Below are 20,039 nucleotides of genomic sequence, written 5' to 3'. Positions count from 1 at the left end.
TGATGAGTTAAGGCTGACATGTTGAATGTAAATGGACAAAATCACGGACACTGAGCATTTGATCGCCTGCAATGAATGCGATCTACTCTTGGAGCGGCCTGTTATACTGGACAGCCAAAAAGCCAAGTGCCCTCGCTGTGGGTCGACGCTTATTTCCGCTCGTCACAATAGCATTGAACGCACACTGGCCTTATCCATTGCTGGCATGATCTTAATCTTTCCAGCCAATCTTTTCCCGCTCCTCACATTCGAACTCATGGGGCGCACTCAATCCCAAACAATTTTTTCAAGCGCCATGGGCTTTTACTATGATGGCTTGTGGCCCTTGGCAGTTCTTGTCTTCATGTTTACGATTCTTGTGCCTGCTTGCAAACTGTTGCTGCTGTTCTGGGTCAGCTTTTCATTGCAATTTTCAATTCGATTGCCCGCAAGGCGCTTTGCGCTTCGCAGCTATCAACACCTTGATGAATGGGGGATGCTCGAGGTCTATTTAGTCGGTGTACTGGTGTCAGTCATCAAGCTAGTATCGATGGCGACCCTTGTTCCAGGCATCGGAATTTTTTGCTTGGGCGCGTTAATCTTAGTGACCACAATGAGTTCATCAATGCTCGACACCGACCTGTTCTGGCATAAAATTGCAGAGGCTGATCATGATTAACACCGGACAATCTGCAGCATCTCAAGGCTTGCTCAGCTGCCATGACTGCCACGCACTCTGGAAACAATCTGAACAACACACGCACTGCCAACGCTGCGGCTCGGCATTGCATCTACGCAAACCCAACGCCATGCCCTTAACCTGGGCACTGTTATTAACCAGCACCTTTTTACTTGTCCCTGCCAACATGCTGCCCATTATGATGATTACCAGTCTTGGCCGTGGCGAGCCTGCCACTATACTGGGAGGTGTGATCGAACTCATCAATTTAGGGATGTATGGCATTGCCTTTGTCGTGCTTGCTGCCAGCATTTTAATCCCTGTCGGCAAGATTATTGGCTTGTTGATTATGCTCGTCACCCTTCAATTTGGCTTGACGACCAACATGCAGCAGAAAATGATGATGTTTAGAATGGTACACTGGATAGGCCGCTGGTCGATGCTCGATATTTTTGTGGTTGCGGTTTTGGTGGCGTTGGTTCAAATGGGCAATTTAGCCCAAATCAGTGGCCAACTGGGTGCAACCGCATTCGCAGGTGTTGTCATCTTCACAATGCTTGCCGCCAATGCGTTCGATACCCGCTTAATATGGGATAAACATTCGGGAACTGACTCAGAATGACAGATTCAGATACAACCACGCCCCCAAATCGGGCTGTTATTCGACAACATCGGGGCCCTTCTGTGGTATGGCTCCTTCCTCTATTGGCCGCCATAATTGCTGGCTGGCTGGTGTATAAAAGCTATACTGAGTCGGGCATCATGATTTCTGTTGTATTTGACTCAGCCGAAGGTTTGGAAGCGGGGAAAACCCGCGTCATGTACAAAGGACTGCCAGCAGGTGAAATTCGTCAACTGACACTCAACGAAGACTTGCAAAGCATCACAGCCCTTATAGAAATGAATATCAACACCGAGGATATGCTCACCGACAACACTTTATTCTGGCTTGTAAAACCTCAAGTGTCCCTATCCGGCGTCAGCGGTCTCGAAACACTCATATCGGGTTATTACATTGGCATACAGCCCGCTGAAGGTGAGTCAAAACGGAGTTTTACAGCCCTCACTTCGCCACCGCCTCCGGAGCGCGATGAGCAAGGACTCTATATCACACTCTATACCGACAGTGCCCGTTCGATTCAAACAGGGTCCCCTGTGTATTTCAGAAACATAGAAGCAGGTCGTGTGATCGAATACAGTCTCTCCCCCTCAGGTGAAGAGGTGTTGATCGATGTCTACATCCAACCCGAATTCACCGCTTGGGTCACAGAGCGCTCTCGTTTTTGGAATGCCAGTGGCATCGAAATTGACAGCAACCTCCCTGATTTTTCGGTGCGAGTGGGCTCTTTAATGTCGATCTTAACCGGTGGGATTCATTTTGACTCACCCGCCTTTGGTACACCTAAAGCGGCCGTGAATGGAGATAGATTTCCGCTCTACCCCGACCTCGAAAGCTCGCGGGATGATCTGGCCTATCAACCGGCTGGCTTTGAGGGTATTTCATTCAGATTACGTGCAGACAGCCTTGGCTCTATCCAAAGCGGCTCACCGATTTTATTCAAAGGGATTAAAGTTGGACAAGTAACAGGCTATCAACTGAACACCTCTGATCACTCTGTCACGATTTATGCAAGTTTACGTCAGCGCTACAGCTCACTCGTCAAACGCGACTCACGTTTTTGGAATGTCAGCGGTATTCGTTCCAGCTTTAACTTACAGTCTGGATTTTCGTTTGAAACCGATGGGCTTAAACCACTGATATCTGGCGGAATTGCATTTGATACGACGGACGGTCCATCGGCTCAGGCAGGCCAAATATTCACCCTGTTTAATTCAGAGGCAGAGAGTCTTAGTAATACATTGGCGATCACCTTGGAGTTCCCTCCGGGTCCCAGCTTACTGGCTGGAAGCCAGATTCGATTCCGAAATCAACCCGTTGGCGAAATAGTCTCTGTCGAACTGTCTGGATCCGATGGCAGTCTTTTTGCGCGCGCGCTTCTATTCGAACAGGGTTTCTTTTTAGCGCGACAAGGGACACGCTTCTGGATTGAAACACCTCAAATTGGTCTTTCGGGTATTCAAAACCCCACGGGGCTGGTGTTTGGCAATCACGTTAGCGTTGCACCGGGTTTAGGGGAAAACTCACAAACGCACTTTGTCGCCCTGACGGAAGCGCCGGTATTCCAGCCGCAACCGGGCCTCAACTTGGTTTTAACAGCCCCTTCTCTTGGGTCACTCAATCAAAACAGTAAGCTTTTTTATCGCGGCATCAGCGTCGGTAAAGTCATCGGCTTTCAACTCAGCCGAGAGGGGCATAGAGTCGAAATCTATGTCAATATTTCACCCCGCTATCAACATTTGATTACCCAATCAACGCAGTTCAGGAATATTGGCGGTATTCGCGCCAGCGCCAGTCTCTTCAAGGGAGTTGATATCGATGCGCCCAGCATTGAAGCGCTACTATCAGGCGGCATTGAAATTGAGATTCCCTATGAAGATGCCCCTGCAACTGAAGGGCTTCACTTTCCGCTACAACCCGCGAGCCGCCAATGATTCAGATAAAATGTCTTTTCCACAGCCTAACCCTTATGTGCATCATAACCTTAACAGGCTGCAGCACCCCGGCAGGGGATCGCCCCTTTTACATTAAAAATCTTGCGAAATCTGACATAGATTTAGTGGCCGACGCACACATTGATGAAATTAATCGTTTGTCGCGTGAGCTCACCATTAAGCTTTACCAGCGCAATCCACGCGAATTAGCCAAGGCGCCAGCGGAACATCCATTGATGACCGGCTCGCCTTACTCTTTAACTCTCCTAGGGTTATCAACCATCCAGAGCTTTTCTATCGATACGGCGTCGATAGCTTTCCGTTAGTTTTTGATCCGAATTTCACAGGCGACCGCGTGTTTGCTTTAATGATTGGGATCAGCGGTATGTTTCACGCGTCTTACAATTATCAGGACGAGTTTTATTTATTCGACTCACTGGATCAGCAAAAACTTTACAACAGCGCACGCAATCTTGAAATTATCATTTGGCGCTTAAGCCATTTAAAACTCCCGTCTGGTGAGCCCTTCTTGTTGACCAATGGTATCAGCGACGACGGCATTTTTAATCTGAGTTTCGAGCGACTGTTCGGAAAGATGATTGCCCATCAAGACATGATGGCTCGCATTATTTCGGACAAAACCAACCGAACCATCAACAAAGCCTTTTTCAGTTTAGCCACAACGGCACTCTTTCCAATCTAACATCGCCTTTTGGTTATGCTCGAATAGGATGCGCCGTTATTGGCGTATCCATTTATTAATTCGAATATCATCAATTTTATGATTCGAATTAAGCCTTAATGTTAAATCAGCCCTGGCTGGCATCTCCGACAGCATAAAGCGCGTCAAACGCTCATAGTGTTGAATAAAACGCACAATTTCTTCCTCATCCATAATTCTGAGATGATCCGTCGGCTGCTGCGTGTCGTGAATATAGCGCATACGCTCCGCCAGCTTTTTTTCTTGCAATGAACGCCACTCAAATACGGACTGCATACTTGGGACCTGCAGCATTAACATCAGATCAATTTTCGCAAAGAGCTGTGCATAGTCGGTTTTAAGATGATGATTAACATATGCACGCCAAATGCCCTCGGCATCCTCTTCCTCCTCTAAACGGTTCACAGGCGTTTTTAGTGCGTCATCGTCTTGGGCAATAGCACCCACGCACCATCCCTCAAACACAATAATATCGGCAGAGCCTGTCCATTCCTGCCAAACAGCTGAAGAACAGCGATCATCTATGGACTTGTCAAATACCGGAATCTTCGTGACGGTGGTCGGCTCGGCCTGAACAAGTGACTCAATGATTTCAATTCCCAAGGCGACATCATGGGTTCCGGGAACACCGCGCGTCTTGAGCAAGGGATGCACACTTTGCGACAAATACTCACGCTCGGATCGCACTTTGTATAAGTCATCTAATGAAAAGCCCACCACCCGCAAACCAAAGGCTTCGGTCAAGGTGACTTCCAATAAGTTAAACAGTGTCGACTTACCCGCCCCTTGGGCACCATTGATACCCAATACGAGAGGCCCTTTTTTTTGCTCCTTCCAATGCACAATCCATGCACACATGGGCACATAGAGTTTTTCAACCATTTCGCTCAGGCCAATATCCACTCTCAAGCTTTCAAGTGTTTTGGCAAAAGCCGCTTCAACCGCCTTAACTGCTTCACTCAAATCCGTATCAGACACGCACATTTGCTTTTCAGGCCACTTTACCAGAACACTCATACCTGTTTACCTCTACATTCTGTAGCCAAAGTTAAAAACCGTCGTAGCACAACCGTCTGTAATGCAAAAAAATTCCGTGCAACGCAAAACGGGCCAAGCCGAGACCAGATAGGCTTAACCTTACTCGAAATTCATCCGTAGAAAAACACGTCAGAATTGGTTCATGCGTAGCCTTGGGGTATACTAATGCCCCTTGTCAGGCAGATAATCCCCTTGCTTTTGTACAGAAAATACAGGATTTACTATGAATCACGATCTGAACAAACTTCACCCCTACCCTTTTGAGAAGTTGGCTAGCCTGACGGCGGATGTCCTCCCAAACCCCGAGCTTGCCCATATTTCGCTCGGAATTGGTGAACCTAAACATCCAGCACCTGGCTTCGTTGCTGAGGCCATCATTCAAAACCTGTCTGGATTATCCACCTATCCGACGACCAAGGGGGTGCTGGCACTGCGCCAAGCGATCGCATCCTGGCTGAACGACGCTTTAGCCTGTTGGCTGGCAGTCTTGATCCAGAGCAGCACGTACTTCCCGTTAATGGAACACGTGAAGCCATTTTTGCCTTTGCTCAAGCCGCCATTGATCGCAAACCCAATGCCTTGGTGGTTTCGCCCAACCCTTTTTACCAAATATACGAAGGCGCGGCCTATCTTGCAGGTGCTGAGCCTTGGTATTTAAATTGCACAGCAGAAACAGACTTTATACCTGATTATGATGCCGTCCCGGCTGACGTATGGGAACGTTGCCAAATTCTGTTCATTTGCTCACCTGGCAACCCAACAGGTGCGGTGCATTCGATTGAAACACTCAAAAAACTGGTGGCACTGGCAGACCAGTATGATTTCATTTTGGCATCGGATGAGTGCTATTCTGAGATTTATTTAGATGAAAGCCAACCTCCAGCCGGGTTGTTGGAAGCCTGCGCTCAACTTGGACGCCATGATTATAACAAGTGTGTTGTTTTTCACAGTTTATCCAAGCGCTCTAATCTACCCGGAATGCGCTCAGGGTTTATTGCCGGCGATTCAAAACTGATTATGCCGTTCTTGCAATACAGAACCTACCATGCTGTTCAATGCCCGTGCAACACCAAATCGCTTCAATTGCTGCGTGGAAAGATGAACAACACGTTTTGGACAATCGTAATCAATACCGTCAAAAATTTGATGCAGTGATCGACATTCTAGCGCCCGTAATAACGCTCACACGCCCCGAGGCCAGCTTTTATCTTTGGGCGAAAACACCGACGGATGACACCCTGTTCAGTAAAGGTATCTTGGCAGATCAGAACTTAACCTTATTGCCCGGAAGCTACTTATCCCGCGAAGTGGATGGTATCAATCCCGGAAGCGGCTATGTGCGCATGGCATTGGTGGCTGAAGTAGATGAATGCGTAGAGGCGGCAACACGTATTCGTCGCTACATTGAGTCTCTGTGATCAAAAGGACACGTACATGTTAACTCTCTATGGTATTAGCAATTGCGATACGGTACGCAAAGCACGTAAATGGCTTGATGCTCAGAACATTGCGTATCAATTCCACGACTTTAGAAAAGATGGCCTGTCAAGCGAGCACATTCAGCGCTGGATTGAGCAGATTGGCGTTGACACATTGGTCAATAAACGCGGAACAACCTGGCGGCAATTGCCGAGCGACAAACGCGATGCAGCAAGCCCTCAAGACATAGAAGCCTTGCTGCTTGAATCCCCGACATTGATCAAACGCCCTCTATTAGAGGGTCATGGTATTTGCCATGTAGGGTTTTCAGAAACAACCTATACCGAATTAACTAATGGAGTCTGCGATGAGTAATTTTGCTTTTGGATTAGGAATTGGAACCAAGTCTGCGACGGGTCAATGGCTTGAAGTCTATTACTACGCCCCTCTGCTGAACGCAGACGATGCGCTGATTCAAGCGGTTGCTAAGGCTGTCAATTATACAGGTGGCAATCAAACACTTGAGCTGGCTGAATCTCAGCTCAAACACTTAGAAGCGGCTTTTTTGTCAGTTGAAAACGAGCAACAAGCTGAACTCACTGAGATCCTTGAAGGAACCCAGCAGCCGCTTGTGCTTTGCATTCTGGAAACAGACGCTGAGCCACAAAGCACGCCCGAAGTGTACTTAAAGCTTAGCCTGCTTTCTAACCGTCTAGTGAAACCGCATGGCGTCAACTTGACGGGTATGTTCGGACTCTTACCAAACGTTGCTTGGACGTCTGAAGGCGCCATCGCTCTGGACGAGTTAGCGAAACGCCAGCTTTCTGCCCGTGCACAAGGACGGGTTCTGGATGTTATCTCCGTCGACAAGTTCCCTAAAATGACTAACTATGCCGTCCCTGCAGGTGTCCGTATTGGCGATGCTTCACGCATCCGCTTAGGCGCTTATGTTGGCGAAGGCACGACAGTCATGCACGAAGGATTTATCAACTTCAATGCAGGAACCCTGGGCGTCAGCATGGTTGAAGGTCGGATCTCAGCAGGTGTTGTCGTTGGCAATGGTTCTGATTTAGGCGGTGGCTGCTCTACTATGGGCACCTTATCGGGTGGAAACAATGTTGTGATTTCTGTCGGCGAAAACTGCTTGATTGGTGCCAACGCAGGCCTAGGCCTTCCGCTTGGGGATCGTTGCACAGTCGAAGCAGGCCTGTATGTAACGGGCGGATCAAAAGTCACTGTTCTTGATGATCAAAACCAAGCCGTTGCGATTGTCAAAGCCGCTGAACTGGCAGGAAAGCCGGATCTTTTATTCCGTCGTAACTCGCAAAATGGCCAGATTGAAGTGAAAACCAATCGCTCTGCAATCGAACTTAACGCTGAATTACACAAGCACAACTAATTTGTAGGACGTTTAAATGCCCGCTATCTCTGCCACACTTGAATTGGCTCAAGACTTAATTCGTCGCCCATCCGTCACGCCTGAAGATGCAGGCTGTCAAGCCCTGCTGATTGAACGCCTGACGGCTTTAGGTTTCACCATTGAGTCAATGCCCTTTGAAGACGTCACCAACCTTTGGGCACGACGTGGCAGTGAAGGCCCAGTCTTTTGTTTTGCGGGACACACAGACGTTGTCCCCAGCGGCCCGGAGGATCAGTGGACTTACCCTCCTTTTGAACCCACCCTTAAAGATGGATATTTATGGGGGCGTGGCGCCGCCGACATGAAAGGCAGCATTGCGGCATTTATAACGGCCCTAGAGCGCTTTATCGCAGAAAATCCCGATCCAAAAGGCTCAATCGCGCTGCTAATTACCAGCGACGAAGAAGGCCCGTTTATTAACGGTACGACGCGTGTCATCGACACCCTGGAAGCCAGAAACGAAAAAATCACTTGGTGCATAGTGGGTGAGCCCTCCAGCAGTAACCGTGTTGGCGATGTCATTAAGAATGGTCGACGCGGATCGATCAGTGGCGACTTAACCATCAAAGGTATCCAAGGACACGTGGCTTACCCTCACTTAGTCAAAAACCCCATACACCTCGCCGCGCCTGCCTTGGCTGAGTTATCGCAAACGCTTTGGGATGAAGGGAATGATTTTTTCCCACCCACCAGTTTTCAGATTTCAAATATCCATGCAGGTACCGGTGCCACAAACGTTGTACCCGGCACACTAACGGTGGCTTTAATTTTCGATTTTCGACGGAGTCCACCGCACAATCGCTACAAGACCGAGTCAGTGAAATTTTAACGCGGCACGAACTCGATTGGCATATTGATTGGAGCCTATCTGGACACCCATTTTTGACAGCCGCAGGTGATTTAGTCGATGCGGCTTACGCCGCCATTCAAGAAGAAACAGGACTTGCCACAGAGCTATCAACGGCAGGTGGAACTTCGGATGGGCGCTTTATCGCGCCAACCGGTGCACAGGTGGTTGAACTCGGCCCCGTCAACGCAACCATTCATAAAATTGATGAGCGCGTCAAAGCGGACGATTTAGACACGCTGTCATCCATTTATGAGCGCATCTTGAATAAGCTGTTGAAGTAAATGGAATCTATCCCTTTTCGCTGCCCCGTTTGCCAAGAACCCCTAGCGTTCTTTTCTGAAGAGCGTCCAGCCGGTTTAGGCTGCTCAAAGGGTCATCGTTTTGATCAAGCACGACAGGGCTATTGGAACCTGCTCCTGCCACAACGCAAGCGCTCAAAAGCACCGGGCGACAACGCCGAGATGGTATTGGCCAGACGCGCATTTTTGGATCAAGGGTTCTATGAACCCCTTGCCGTCAAGATTGCAGATACGATTAGCGAAAAACTGGCCAGCAGCCCAACAATGCACTTCAATCTACTCGATTTAGGCTGCGGTGAAGGCTATTACACGCAATTAATTGAGTCTAAATTGAAAGCAGCTTGTCTGCCCACCAACGTCATTGGACTCGACATTTCCAAAGAAGCGATTCGCAGTGCTTGTCGCCGAAGCGCGTCGATTCAATGGCTTGTCGCAACAGGCGCTGATATTCCTCTACTGCCCGAGTCAGTTGATGTAGCAACACTTATCTTTGCACGCCTTTTGCCAGAACCAACCGCCAGAGTATTAAAACCAGGCGCCTTGTTCATGGTTGTTTGGGCAGGAATCGATCACTTAAGGGAGTTACGCGCCTTAATCTATAAAGACGTTCGTGACTCAGACTTGAACCCAGATGCCCAACTCGTTGATCATTTCACACCTATCGAAACGATCAATCTCACCTATCCTATCAACATTCAGGGCAGCGCAAACCTAGAAAACTTGCTGATGATGACCCCACATGGGCAAAGACTTACAGCAGAACGACGACATGCCCTCATGCAACTTGCATCGCTCGAGGTCACGGTGGATATTCGGATTAGCCTGTATCAAAAACGATGAAATACCTTAAGCCTACGTGGCAAACGTTAAAAAACCTGTTAAAACGGCGTGCGGATAACCCTAAAGAAAACTTCATGCTGCTTTTAATTGGCTTTGGTGTTTTCATGCTAGGGCTTTTAATCATAGGCTATGCGCAGTACTTTATCTGGCATGACTTAGCCGCAGAACTTGTTGCCTTAGCTGGCTTAATACTACTCATTGGCGGTATGATACTGGCCGCTATAGGTTACATTAGCCTGAGTGTACTGAGAATTTTGCGCTTTCTGGATTCTGACGATGACAACACAAACACACCATCCTGACATTGAAATTTACATCAAAAATGCCGAGCATGCTGATATTGTTAAATGGCTTAGCCAACGCTTTGACACCTTCACCAGCCTAGGCAACAAAGGGGTTTTACACACCTGGCGTGCCAGCTATCAAGGTCACACCTTTAAGGTCGCGATTCATGAACGGGCATTGGGGAAGTCTTGGTCTAGCGTTTGGTTCCAATCCGACAAAACACCTTGGCCCGTTGACTTAGACTGCGCTCGTGAAGCCGCCAAGACTTTAAACCTTCAGGTCCGCTGCATAGCATCAGGTTGGCAAGAAGGCGACAACCCAGACGAGTGGTGGAAACTGGAAAATGGAACCGAAGAAAAAATAGAATGGAAAACCGACTAACGCTTACGCCACCGCGCTGAATGAGGGAAAGTCGCTTTTTCGGCTGTCTTCTATCTGCGCTAACATCTGACCACCGAGCGAAGCCAATCCTAACTGTGCAAAACGATCATTATTAACAGCACTGCCAGATTCAGGCATGCGCGAACGCACATCTAAATGACTCACCAAATAGGCATACTCGCCTCGTTCATGATGATTAATCGAATGATTGAGTCGTCCCACAATTTCGTGCGTAAACAGGGTGTCAGGGTGGGGATACTTTTTTGATTCAGATGCCAGCGCGAACTCACCTTGCGAAGCAGCTGGCACAGGCTGGAAGACTCTTTCTTGATTGGACGCAATCAAACTCAACAGAAAACCAAACGATGCACTATTCGGACTTCTAACCGCCTGCGGCAGTATCGACGTATAGGTTTCAATATTGGCCTGAATTTTTTCTATCGACATTCATTGCATCTCCAAAGACATACAGAATGTATCGGCCAATTACGTCAAAGCTTAAGTAAAATATCACCCTCTCCGTCCATACCATCCCCCATAAAAAATTATTCGCCCAAACAAAAATCCAGTAGAATGTCGCCTTACGGTCTGATCAGATCGCCCCAACCACTCTTTAATCGATGCACATGATGAAAACCCCTTTAATTACACGCACAGGCTTTCAAAAACTAAAAGATGAACTGAACCAGCTCTGGTATGAAGAGCGCCCTGAGGTCACTCGAAAGGTCACCTGGGCGGCCAGCTTAGGGGATAGAAGTGAAAACGCTGATTATCAATACAATAAAAAACGCTTGAGAGAAATCGATAGGCGCATTCGTTACCTAACCCGCTGCATCGAGAATTTGAAAGTCGTAGACTACAGCCCTGAGCAAGAAGGCCAAGTATTTTTTGGTGCCTGGGTCGAAGTTGAAAACGATGATGAAGAGGTTCGACGCTTTAGAATCGTCGGCTATGATGAAATTTTTATGGATCCGCGCTATATCTCGATCGACTCTCCTATGGCTCGAGCACTCCTTAAAAAGGGTATTGGGGACGAAGCTATTGTGGTCACACCAAAAGGTGAAGGATACTGGTACATCAATTCAATCGAATATGAGAAATCCGAGTCGATATAAACACATCGGCTCTACTCAAAGCAGGCATTTAAAATAAGAATCATAGAAATGATTTCAATAAAACAAATAATTTAACATTAATATAATATATTAATGTTTTAATACTGGTATTGAATCTAGAAAATAGTAATGGTGGGTCGTGCAGGATTCGAACCTGCGACCAATTGGTTAAAAGCCAACTGCTCTACCGACTGAGCTAACGACCCTTACGGGAAAGTTGTGATTAATGGTGGGTCGTGCAGGATTCGAACCTGCGACCAATTGGTTAAAAGCCAACTGCTCTACCGACTGAGCTAACGACCCATATCATGTACAAACTGGTGTGTTGTTGGCTCCCCGAGCAGGACTCGAACCTGCGACCAATAGATTAACAGTCTACTGCTCTACCGACTGAGCTATCAGGGAACAACTCTTACAACAACTTTTCTGCGTTTCATCCTTTGGCGGAGGGACAGGGATTCGAACCCTGGGAGCCTCTCGACTCGTCGGTTTTCAAGACCGGTGCTTTCGACCACTCAGCCATCCCTCCTAAGGATGGGCGCAGATTTTACAGTCTTTTACGAACTTGTCAACATGTTTTTTAAACTTTTTAAAAATCAGTTGAGGGCGGTTTCGCTCAAGACCTGCGTATAATATCTTAAGCACTGATAATAGTACAGTTTTTTCCTGCCGCTTTTGCAGAATAAAGTGCGTTATCGGCTCGACCCACTAATGTCGTCTCTTGATCGCCTTCTTTGTACTCTGTGATGCCTATGCTCACGGTAACAGGCTTCACCCCTGTATCAAGAAAATGTTGTCGCAAGACAAGTGATTCACGGATACGCTCAGCCACCACAAACGCACTCTGAGTCGTGGTATCGGGCAAGAGAATCAAGAACTCCTCACCACCAAACCGAAAGGCACGATCTTGCTTACGTAAATTTTCTTTAATGATGTTGGCAAAAAACTGCAGCACATCATCACCGGCTAAATGACCGTATTGGTCATTCACATTTTTAAAGTTATCCAAATCCAACATGCAGATACTGAACACTTGACCTGAGCGCGATGAGCGGGACAACTCTTCTTGGAGTTGCCGATGGAGGTATCTAGAGTTATACACGCCTGTTAACTGATCGGTAATACTGAGTTCACGAAAATGCCGCTCACGCTTAATTAACAAGGCTGCAAAGTGCTTTTGCTCCGTGATATCGATAACCGTTTCAACGGCTCCACACCGATTTCCATACTGGTCATAAACCACTGACGCGGAAAACGACATCCATTTTGGCCCTTGAGGCATATTCGGGAAATAATCGGTCGCACTAATCGCACCAGAGACAACGTCACAGTGCTCATAACGCCCAGAATAATAGAGCTCAAGCTGCTCGTTCAGATCAACCTCTAACACCAAGTCAGCCAAAACCGGACGTTCCTCAGAATAAAATGCCTTCCACTGAGTCTTTGTCCCTAACATTTGCTCACGACTCAATCCGGAAAGCGCTTCCATTGCCGGATTCCATCCAATCACTTTATGATCAACATCTAAGAAAAATGCAGGTATTACGATACGATCGAAAAAGTTAACCAGCATTTTTAACCTCCCTGCACTTAAAATCGCTGACCAGCAGAGTTGCTTACCCTACTGGTAGAGCTGCGTATAGTTTTCGCTTCTGCGATACTCTCCCGGCGTCATCCCAGTCCATTTTTTAAAGGATCTAAAGAACGCTGAAGGCTCATCGAACCCCATAAGCCCAGCGATATCATTTATGGAAAGCTGAGGTGAGTTCATATAGTTAATCGCTGCCACTTTACGCTCATCATCTTTGATTTTTTGATAGGATGTTCCCTCTTCAAGCAAACGTCGGCGTAGGGTTGATACGGACATGTGTAAGGCATGAGCCACCTCCTCCGCCGTGGGCAACTCCCGACTAAAGTCTTTACCTAGTATAGACACAACTTGAGCTTTTAAACTTTTATCATCATCAACCATCACAATTAGCTGATAGGGGGCCGTTTTCAAAAAGCTTCGCAAGGTTTCTTCATTTTGTGCCACTGGTAAATCTAAAAACTTTGCCGGAAAGACAATGGCATTTTCATGTTGATTAAAACGAACCTCTGATTGAAACAGCTTTTTGTACTGCTCTTGTTCTTTAGGATCCGAGAATCCAAAGTAAGCGGCTTTAAGCTCTAAACGTCGGCCAATTAACCAACTGATGAAATGATGCCACATGGATAAAGATGTTCGAATTCGCAATGGAGCCTCATCCTCCATTAATCTACGGAAGTCGTCTTCAGTTACATTTTCCGTGGGTGCAAATGAAATCTTAGCGTAACGACCTTTTCTTACCAATACAGGTTTAATCAGCGATCCTCTGCAAATTTCATAAAAGTCGCTGCAACGCCATAATGCTCGTTCTAAAGTTTTACAATGAATAATGCAATGGCACATCATGCGGAAAGTGCCATTGGGTACACGCCCTCCACTCAGCATCCCGAATGACTCATCTTGAGCAATCCACATTATGTGTTGGTAGAGCAACCCAAACTTTAGGGCGGGCAGCTCCGCTCCCGTTTCCAATTCGGTTCGACTGATTTGAACATGGCGAAGTAGTTCATCAATATCAAACCCTTGCGTTGCAGCCATACTTAATAAATGATTTGCATACCCTGCAGGAACGGTGATCGTTTTTTCCACACTGGCCTCTCTTATTCTATTGATAAACGGATGACTCTCATCATCACAAACCTGTTCGCACGTATTTGTTACTTTCTATGATGCAATTTGTCATTGTCATATACTAGTATTTTACTGAGACTAGATCAGAATAGGTTATTATTTACATAACCCATAGATTAGACCGATTCTAGTGTTTTTTTCAAACAACTGAGCATGCGTTACACAATAATAACAAGGCGGAATGAACGAAATGGCAACTATCTATCAGCGAAAAGCCCGCACTCTCTCTAAATCATCTCCCTTTTTTGCTCCCTCAATCTTGGCTGGCATTGTCGCTGCATCCATCAGCGCACAGAGCCATGGCCTTGATTTTCAACTGGGAGAGATTCAAGGGCGATTTGACTCTAATCTCTCGATTGGCACAAGCGTGCGCTTAAAAGATGCAGATCAAAGCTTAATCTCGCCACCCAATGGCGGTACAAGCCGTGGCTCAGGCAGCTACGATGACGGCACCCAAAACTTCAAGAAAGGAAAACCCTTCTCAACCGTTGTGAAAGGGGTACATGACTTAGATCTTCGTTATAACAACCTAGGTTTTTTGCTCGCGGCAAATATTGGTACGATTATGAACTGAAAAAAGGCAGCCGAGCGCACGGACATGCACCCAATGGCTATACGCCAAATGCTCGACTCAATGACAGTGATTTTAATAACTTTGCCAAATCAGCTGGAGCGGAGCTGCTGGATGCCTATGTCTACGGTGGTTTTAATCTAGGCAGCATGCCGCTTGATATCCGCTTGGGTCGACAAGCGATTAACTGGGGGGAAAGTACGTTTATACAAGGGGGAATTAACTCGTTCAACCCAGTGGATGTTGCTGCGTTCAGAAGACCTGGCGCTGAAATTAAAGAAGGACTACTTCCTTTTGCCAGCGCCTTTGCCTCACTGGGTTTAACGGACAACCTGAGTATAGAGGGCTTTTATCAGCTAAAATGGGAGCCTACAGTTATTGATGGGTGTGGCACGTATTTTTCAAGTAATGACTTTGCACCGCAAGGCTGTGATGGAATACGTGTAGGTGCCGGAACAGGCTTTGCTGGAATCAATGACCAAATCTATTACAATAATTTGAATCCGTTTGCCCCATTGGCAGGCTTAGCCGCAGTCAATCCGATTTTCTCTGAAATCAGTAGCTATACGCCAGTTGTGTATCGCGCACCGAATGGACGCCGAGAAGCGAAGAATGAAGATCAGTTTGGTTTAAATCTTCGTTATTTTGCTGAAAACCTCAACAACACCGAGTTTGGCCTCTACTACACGCAATACCACAGCCGACTGCCAATGATTAGTGGTGTCAACACCCCTATATCCGCCCAGGACATTGCTGGCTTACCGGCTGCTCTCCCCCCTCCGTTCCCACCAGGACTAGACCCACAAGCAGAAGCTGTACGAGCCGCCCCCTTTGGGAGCACTTATTTTATCGATTACCCCGAGAAAATACGCTTGGTCGGTTTAAGCTTCAGTACAAACCTAGGAGATATTGCCTGGTCAGGTGAAATCAGTCACAAGCAAGACATGCCCATTCAAGTCAATGGACCTCTTCTTGTCGGCGCCATCCTTCGCCAATTTGCACCCGGAGGTATTGGCAACTCATCAGCCGATGCCTTAGTCCGCAATGCGGGTGCAGGCGGTACGATTCGTGGTTACGGACTGTTTGATGTAACCCAGGCACAAACAACCTTCATTAAGTTCCATGATAACGTATTGGGCGCGAGCCGTCTTAGTACCATCGCAGAACTCGGATGGACGCATGTCCATGGTCTAGATGAGAGTGCCAACGCGCTCAAATACGGACGCTCTGGCATTTATGGCTATGCGGCTGGAGATACCTCCGGCTTTGTGACCAAAAACTCCTACGGCTATGTACTCAGAGGCGCTCTAGAGTATCCAAATGCCTTTGCGGGTGTCACTTTAACGCCCGAACTGAACTTTAGACATGGCGTTAAAGGGAACGGGCCTGAACCGGGTGCTGCATTCCGCGAAAATGAAAAAGCCATTAACTTGGGCCTTACCGCTGACTATATGAACAAATATCGCTTTGGAGCTTCCTATACCACGTTCTTTGGTGGGTCCTTCAATGCAGACAAGGATCGAGATTTTATTTCACTTAGCGCATCGGTTGCGTTCTAACTTTCAGCTGGAGAATAATAATGACAAGCTTGAGAACACCCAAGCTCATATTGAGCACTGCCCTAGCCCTCTTGCTTTCGGCACATGTATCTGCCGATCCCAATCGCCTTGGACAAGACCTAACCCCTGTCGGCGCCGAACGCGCGGGCAATGCTGAGGGCACTATCCCTGAATGGACGGGCGGTCTCGCTCAAAGCAATGATCGCCACACGAATCCATTTGCAAACGAGCAACCCTTGTTTGTGATTACTGCGGCAAATGTTGATCAATATCGAGACCGCTTATCCGATGGTCAGATCGCCATGTTCAAACGCTATCCAGACACGTTTAGAATGCCGGTCTACCCGACACATCGAACCGCTTCCTATCCGGATTCAATCTACGCTAAAGCTAAGAATAACGCGGCAAATGCGCGGTTAGTGGATGGTGGTAATGGCATCGCAAACTTTGATGAGGCCTTTGCCTTCCCGATTCCCACAAACGGACTTGAAGTGATCTGGAATCACATGACACGTTACCGTGGGGGCGCTCTTGAGCGTAACTTTGCACAAATTCCCGTGCAAGCAAACGGAAGCTTCACGCCTGTAAAGATTAACGAGAAGCTCTCTTGGCCTTCGTATCTAAAATCAGGCAGCGAGGATGCTCGCTACGACAACATTTTGTTTTACTTCGTTCAAGAGGTCACAGCACCTGCTCGCTTAACCGGTAATATTCTGCTGGTTCACGAAACAATGAACCAGATTACCCAACCTCGACAAGCCTGGACCTACAACTCAGGTCAACGGCGCGTTCGCTTAGCCCCTAACATCGCCTACGATGCCCCGGGTACGGCGACTGATGGACAACGTACCACGGACAACCTGGATATGTTCAATGGAGCTCCTGATCGCTACGAATGGAACCTTGTGGGTAAGCAAGAGCTTTATATTCCGTATAACAGCTTTAAGCTAGCCGACCGCTCACTAAAATACAGCGATATTTTACAAGCAGGTCATATCAACCCTGATGTGACACGTTACGAACTTCACCGAGTGTGGAAAGTGGAAGCAACGCTTAAAGACGGTCAACGCCATGTTTACGCCAAGCGTGTGTTTTTCATCGATGAAGACACTTGGCAGGTTGCCACTGTCGATCATTATGATGGACGTGGTGAGCTGTGGAGAGTTGGAGAGGCACATCACTTCCCATACCGAGATGTGCAAGTGCCTTGGACAGCCGCAGAAGCTTTCTACGACTTACAATCCGGTCGCTATCTCGTCGGTGCTTTAACGAATGAAGAGGGTGCTGGATATGATTTCAGCCAACGCTTCGATTACAACGACTTCACCCCGCAAGCCATCCGCAGAGCCGGTCGCTAAAAGCAGAGGACGTTAAAACAAAAAACCCAGCATCAGCTGGGTTTTTTGTTTGATTGCTCGCTATAAACTAGCTAATTGAACAACCTCTTCTGCGCGTCTTGCTGTCCAGTAATTACGCTTCCAGTAAGGATTATCAAGCTTTGAAATAATTACACCACGACTGGTAGACGCATGTAAAAACTTACCTTCACCTAAATAGATCCCAACGTGACGCTGGGTACGCCCCGTCTTAAAGAAAATCAAATCAGACGGTTTAAGTTCTTGGCGCGCAATTTCTTTCCCTAACGTCACCTGTTCATCCGTGGAACGAGGCAACTGGACATTATAAATGTCTCCAAATACCTCTCTCACAAACGCCGAGCAATCGATACCACTGCGATCCGCTCCACCTAGACGATACGGAGTACCTGCCCAACTCATGTACTGCTGCTCTAATGCCAAACGTATTTCAGTCGCTTGAGGCACTAAGGGACGAGCCGTGCTGGGCACTAAAATTTGTGTATGCTTTGGCGTGACAATTTGCAATTGATTAACACTGCGACTGTTGGAAAAACAACCTGTTAACGCAATACTGAGAGTGATAATTAAAATAGAGCGCATAAGATTCAGATTACTAAAGAGAAAAGAGGATATATAAACCGACTTTGCGCCATTTGACAAGTACTAATTATTGCACTTGCACATTTTTCATGTTGGAAAAGGAATAAGCCCATACCTAAAGGTTGCTAACGAGGATCAAACGAATCAAACCGACAGTTCATTCTTTTTCTGGTACAATTTCAACATAGATTATCAGTCAGAGAAGCGCCCAAGTGTTCACCGATATCATTTTGCACGAACGTATACAAAAAGCTCTGGATGCCCAAGGCATTAAAGAAGCCACTCAAGTCCAGGCACAAGCCATTCCACTCGCCATTCAGGGCAAAGATCTTTTAGTCAGTGCTGAAACAGGTAGCGGTAAAACCTTTGCATTTTTATTGCCTATGTTACAACGTTTCCTTGAGCAGCCTGCACCTAACCGTGGTACACGAGCACTGATTTTAGTTCCCACACGCGAACTCGCGGAGCAAGTCACTCAGTCTTGCATAAAACTGGCCGCCTTCACCCATATCAAAGCACTGACAATCTGCGGTGGTAGTGGTTTCAAAGAACAAGCAGCAAAACTGCGCAAAAATCCCGAAATTGTTGTAGGGACACCCGGTCGAATTAAGGAGCATTTGGAATTAAACAGCCTGGTGCTCTCTGATATCGAGTTTTTGATACTTGATGAAGCCGATAGAATGCTCGACATGGGTTTTCGAGAAGACGTTACAACCATCACCTCGAGTTGTGGCACCGATCGTCAGACAATGCTGTTTTCTGCAACCTTGAAAACGCGTGATATCGAAGACCTCATTGAGCAAGTGCTCAAATCACCTGAGCGATTAATTCTCAGCACCGCACAAGATCAGATCTCCACGATTGTCCAACAAATTATTCTAGCGGATGATATCAAGCACAAAGAGCGTTTGATCAGTGCCATTTTAGACGAAGAAAAGCCAGAAAGAGCCGTGGTATTTACCAACACTCGCGCCGCTTCAGTGCATCTGGGCAATGTCTTGAAGTATCACAAGCATAGAACAGCATCTCTGCATGGTGAGATGGACCAAGTTGAACGCCGCAAAACCCTGCGTTTTTTTAGAGATGGCCATGTGCAGGTTCTCGTTGCCACTGACGTTGCCGCACGCGGCTTGGATATTGACGGAGTGGATCTCGTCATTAACTTTGAAATGCCACGCTCTGGAGATGAATACGTTCACCGTATCGGTCGTACTGGGCGTGCAGGGAAATCAGGCACTGCAATTACACTGATCGCGCCGTCTGAGTGGAATCTAATGAGAAGCGTCGAGCGTTATCTCAAACTGTCATTTACTCAGCGCACCATTGCAGGTTTCCTAGGCCATTACAAAGGCCCTGAAAAAGTCAAAAGCTCAGGTAAAGCAGCTGGCAGTAAGAAGAAAAAAGAACTTAAGGATAAACTAGATACTAAGCCTAAGGTGAAAGAGCGTCATCGCGACAAGAAAGCCATCGGCAAACGTCGTGCACCGACATCGAATGCAGAGTCAGCAACCCCTATTGACCAAGGTTTTGCGCCTCTGAAAAAAAGAAAAGCGCCGGATGCTGGGTGACACACCGACGCCTAAAAGTACAGTTCTATGCTGTAGATACATCCTACAGTGGGACTCAAAGCTAAAGCTTGATCTGAATCAAGCT

18 protein-coding genes, 4 tRNA genes and 3 pseudogenes are annotated in these 20,039 nt (G+C 47.3%); 16 read left to right on the top strand and 9 right to left on the bottom strand.

Annotated features, from left to right (window positions below; translation table 11 throughout):
- The first annotated feature begins 31 nt into the window (after nucleotides 1-31).
- From D791_RS04610 to D791_RS20705, 5 genes are read left to right on the top strand one after another with little or no spacing between them, the layout of a single operon-like run.
- A complete protein-coding gene (locus D791_RS04610; RefSeq protein ID WP_036508399.1) occupies nucleotides 32-658 on the top strand; it encodes a paraquat-inducible protein A in 627 nt (208 codons plus the stop codon).
- Nucleotides 651-1,280: a paraquat-inducible protein A gene (locus D791_RS04605; protein ID WP_036508397.1), complete on the top strand. Its 630-nt coding sequence runs from the start codon at nucleotides 651-653 to the stop codon at nucleotides 1,278-1,280. The genes D791_RS04610 and D791_RS04605 overlap by 8 nt, the downstream gene beginning before the upstream one ends.
- Nucleotides 1,277-3,211, top strand: coding sequence for a PqiB family protein (locus D791_RS04600; protein WP_036508394.1), 1,935 nt, complete (start codon nucleotides 1,277-1,279; stop codon nucleotides 3,209-3,211). The genes D791_RS04605 and D791_RS04600 overlap by 4 nt, the downstream gene beginning before the upstream one ends.
- Nucleotides 3,208-3,537, top strand: coding sequence for a hypothetical protein (locus D791_RS20710; protein ID WP_237748518.1), 330 nt, complete (start codon nucleotides 3,208-3,210; stop codon nucleotides 3,535-3,537). The genes D791_RS04600 and D791_RS20710 overlap by 4 nt, the downstream gene beginning before the upstream one ends.
- 29 nt (nucleotides 3,538-3,566) lie before the next feature.
- A complete protein-coding gene (locus tag D791_RS20705) occupies nucleotides 3,567-3,914 on the top strand; it encodes a hypothetical protein (RefSeq protein ID WP_237748517.1) in 348 nt (115 codons plus the stop codon).
- 36 nt (nucleotides 3,915-3,950) lie between these two features.
- On the opposite strand, the gene D791_RS04590 is transcribed toward D791_RS20705, so the two are convergent.
- Nucleotides 3,951-4,949 (bottom strand): hypothetical protein, encoded by a 999-nt coding sequence (locus D791_RS04590; protein ID WP_036508391.1) that lies wholly within the window; start codon nucleotides 4,947-4,949, stop codon nucleotides 3,951-3,953.
- 244 nt (nucleotides 4,950-5,193) lie between these two features.
- On the opposite strand from D791_RS04590, the pseudogene dapC reads away from it, so the two are divergent.
- From dapC to D791_RS04555, 7 genes and pseudogenes are all read left to right on the top strand, one after another.
- Nucleotides 5,194-6,388, top strand: a pseudogene (dapC, locus tag D791_RS04585) (succinyldiaminopimelate transaminase).
- 16 nt (nucleotides 6,389-6,404) lie between these two features.
- Nucleotides 6,405-6,764, top strand: a complete 360-nt coding sequence (locus D791_RS04580) for an ArsC family reductase (RefSeq protein WP_036508389.1) — start codon at nucleotides 6,405-6,407, stop codon at nucleotides 6,762-6,764.
- A complete protein-coding gene (gene dapD, locus D791_RS04575; RefSeq protein ID WP_036508387.1) occupies nucleotides 6,757-7,788 on the top strand; it encodes a 2,3,4,5-tetrahydropyridine-2,6-dicarboxylate N-succinyltransferase in 1,032 nt (343 codons plus the stop codon). Before D791_RS04580 ends, dapD begins: the two co-directional genes overlap by 8 nt.
- A 16-nt stretch (nucleotides 7,789-7,804) precedes the next feature.
- A pseudogene (dapE, locus tag D791_RS04570) lies at nucleotides 7,805-8,940 on the top strand (succinyl-diaminopimelate desuccinylase).
- Entirely contained in the window at nucleotides 8,941-9,798 is an 858-nt protein-coding gene (locus tag D791_RS04565) for a putative RNA methyltransferase (protein ID WP_036508384.1), read from the top strand.
- On the top strand, nucleotides 9,795-10,100 hold the full coding sequence (locus D791_RS04560) for a hypothetical protein (protein WP_051514189.1): 306 nt from the start codon (nucleotides 9,795-9,797) through the stop codon (nucleotides 10,098-10,100). The genes D791_RS04565 and D791_RS04560 overlap by 4 nt, the downstream gene beginning before the upstream one ends.
- The gene (locus D791_RS04555; RefSeq protein ID WP_036508381.1) at nucleotides 10,075-10,464 is read left to right on the top strand and encodes a hypothetical protein; all 390 of its coding nucleotides are present in this window, start codon (nucleotides 10,075-10,077) and stop codon (nucleotides 10,462-10,464) included. The genes D791_RS04560 and D791_RS04555 overlap by 26 nt, the downstream gene beginning before the upstream one ends.
- 3 nt (nucleotides 10,465-10,467) lie before the next feature.
- Here D791_RS04555 and D791_RS04550 read toward each other — a convergent pair whose 3' ends face one another.
- A complete protein-coding gene (locus D791_RS04550) occupies nucleotides 10,468-10,911 on the bottom strand; it encodes a hypothetical protein (RefSeq protein WP_036508378.1) in 444 nt (147 codons plus the stop codon).
- 182 nt (nucleotides 10,912-11,093) lie between these two features.
- Here D791_RS04550 and greB point away from each other — a divergent pair, with 182 nt between their 5' ends.
- The gene (gene greB, locus D791_RS04545) at nucleotides 11,094-11,579 is read left to right on the top strand and encodes a transcription elongation factor GreB (RefSeq protein ID WP_036508375.1); all 486 of its coding nucleotides are present in this window, start codon (nucleotides 11,094-11,096) and stop codon (nucleotides 11,577-11,579) included.
- Between the two features lie 130 nt (nucleotides 11,580-11,709).
- Here the strand turns inward: greB and D791_RS04540 are convergent.
- From D791_RS04540 to D791_RS04515, 6 genes are all read right to left on the bottom strand, one after another.
- Nucleotides 11,710-11,785: transfer RNA gene (locus tag D791_RS04540), tRNA-Lys, on the bottom strand.
- 21 nt (nucleotides 11,786-11,806) lie between these two features.
- A tRNA-Lys gene (locus D791_RS04535) sits at nucleotides 11,807-11,882 on the bottom strand.
- Between the two features lie 26 nt (nucleotides 11,883-11,908).
- A tRNA-Asn gene (locus D791_RS04530) sits at nucleotides 11,909-11,984 on the bottom strand.
- A gap of 36 nt (nucleotides 11,985-12,020) precedes the next feature.
- Nucleotides 12,021-12,108, bottom strand: a tRNA-Ser gene (locus D791_RS04525).
- A 108-nt stretch (nucleotides 12,109-12,216) separates the two neighbouring features.
- Nucleotides 12,217-13,152: a sensor domain-containing diguanylate cyclase gene (locus tag D791_RS18800; RefSeq protein WP_051514186.1), complete on the bottom strand. Its 936-nt coding sequence runs from the start codon at nucleotides 13,150-13,152 to the stop codon at nucleotides 12,217-12,219.
- Nucleotides 13,153-13,200: 48 nt separating this feature from the next.
- Complete coding sequence (locus D791_RS04515; RefSeq protein ID WP_036508372.1) at nucleotides 13,201-14,256, bottom strand: AraC family transcriptional regulator; 1,056 nt, start codon at nucleotides 14,254-14,256, stop codon at nucleotides 13,201-13,203.
- Nucleotides 14,257-14,479: 223 nt separating this feature from the next.
- Between D791_RS04515 and D791_RS04510 the strand changes: the two are divergent.
- Nucleotides 14,480-16,428, top strand: a pseudogene (locus D791_RS04510) (DUF1302 domain-containing protein).
- 20 nt (nucleotides 16,429-16,448) lie between these two features.
- A complete protein-coding gene (locus tag D791_RS04505; RefSeq protein ID WP_081763726.1) occupies nucleotides 16,449-17,786 on the top strand; it encodes a DUF1329 domain-containing protein in 1,338 nt (445 codons plus the stop codon).
- 60 nt (nucleotides 17,787-17,846) lie between these two features.
- On the opposite strand, the gene D791_RS04500 is transcribed toward D791_RS04505, so the two are convergent.
- Complete coding sequence (locus D791_RS04500) at nucleotides 17,847-18,386, bottom strand: NlpC/P60 family protein (RefSeq protein ID WP_081763725.1); 540 nt, start codon at nucleotides 18,384-18,386, stop codon at nucleotides 17,847-17,849.
- 212 nt (nucleotides 18,387-18,598) lie between these two features.
- Between D791_RS04500 and D791_RS04495 the strand changes: the two genes are divergently transcribed.
- Nucleotides 18,599-19,954, top strand: a complete 1,356-nt coding sequence (locus tag D791_RS04495; protein ID WP_036508369.1) for a DEAD/DEAH box helicase — start codon at nucleotides 18,599-18,601, stop codon at nucleotides 19,952-19,954.
- Nucleotides 19,955-20,039: the final 85 nt, after the last annotated feature.

It is taken from the genome of Nitrincola nitratireducens (assembly GCF_000585235.1).
GTDB classification, from domain to species: Bacteria; Pseudomonadota; Gammaproteobacteria; order Pseudomonadales; family Balneatricaceae; genus Nitrincola; species Nitrincola alkalisediminis.
This window is presented reverse-complemented; position numbering and strand designations above follow the sequence as displayed.

Coding starts and splice junctions, on each gene's coding strand:
- D791_RS04610 (WP_036508399.1), top strand. CDS start 32: ATGGACAAAATCACGGACACTGAGCATTTGATCGCCTGCAATGAATGC.
- D791_RS04605 (WP_036508397.1), top strand. CDS start 651: ATGATTAACACCGGACAATCTGCAGCATCTCAAGGCTTGCTCAGCTGC.
- D791_RS04600 (WP_036508394.1), top strand. CDS start 1,277: ATGACAGATTCAGATACAACCACGCCCCCAAATCGGGCTGTTATTCGA.
- D791_RS20710 (WP_237748518.1), top strand. CDS start 3,208: ATGATTCAGATAAAATGTCTTTTCCACAGCCTAACCCTTATGTGCATC.
- D791_RS04590 (WP_036508391.1), bottom strand. CDS start 4,949: ATGAGTGTTCTGGTAAAGTGGCCTGAAAAGCAAATGTGCGTGTCTGAT.
- D791_RS04580 (WP_036508389.1), top strand. CDS start 6,405: ATGTTAACTCTCTATGGTATTAGCAATTGCGATACGGTACGCAAAGCA.
- dapD (WP_036508387.1), top strand. CDS start 6,757: ATGAGTAATTTTGCTTTTGGATTAGGAATTGGAACCAAGTCTGCGACG.
- D791_RS04565 (WP_036508384.1), top strand. CDS start 8,941: ATGGAATCTATCCCTTTTCGCTGCCCCGTTTGCCAAGAACCCCTAGCG.
- D791_RS04560 (WP_051514189.1), top strand. CDS start 9,795: ATGAAATACCTTAAGCCTACGTGGCAAACGTTAAAAAACCTGTTAAAA.
- D791_RS04555 (WP_036508381.1), top strand. CDS start 10,075: ATGACAACACAAACACACCATCCTGACATTGAAATTTACATCAAAAAT.
- D791_RS04550 (WP_036508378.1), bottom strand. CDS start 10,911: ATGTCGATAGAAAAAATTCAGGCCAATATTGAAACCTATACGTCGATA.
- greB (WP_036508375.1), top strand. CDS start 11,094: ATGAAAACCCCTTTAATTACACGCACAGGCTTTCAAAAACTAAAAGAT.
- D791_RS18800 (WP_051514186.1), bottom strand. CDS start 13,152: ATGCTGGTTAACTTTTTCGATCGTATCGTAATACCTGCATTTTTCTTA.
- D791_RS04505 (WP_081763726.1), top strand. CDS start 16,449: ATGACAAGCTTGAGAACACCCAAGCTCATATTGAGCACTGCCCTAGCC.
- D791_RS04500 (WP_081763725.1), bottom strand. CDS start 18,386: ATGCGCTCTATTTTAATTATCACTCTCAGTATTGCGTTAACAGGTTGT.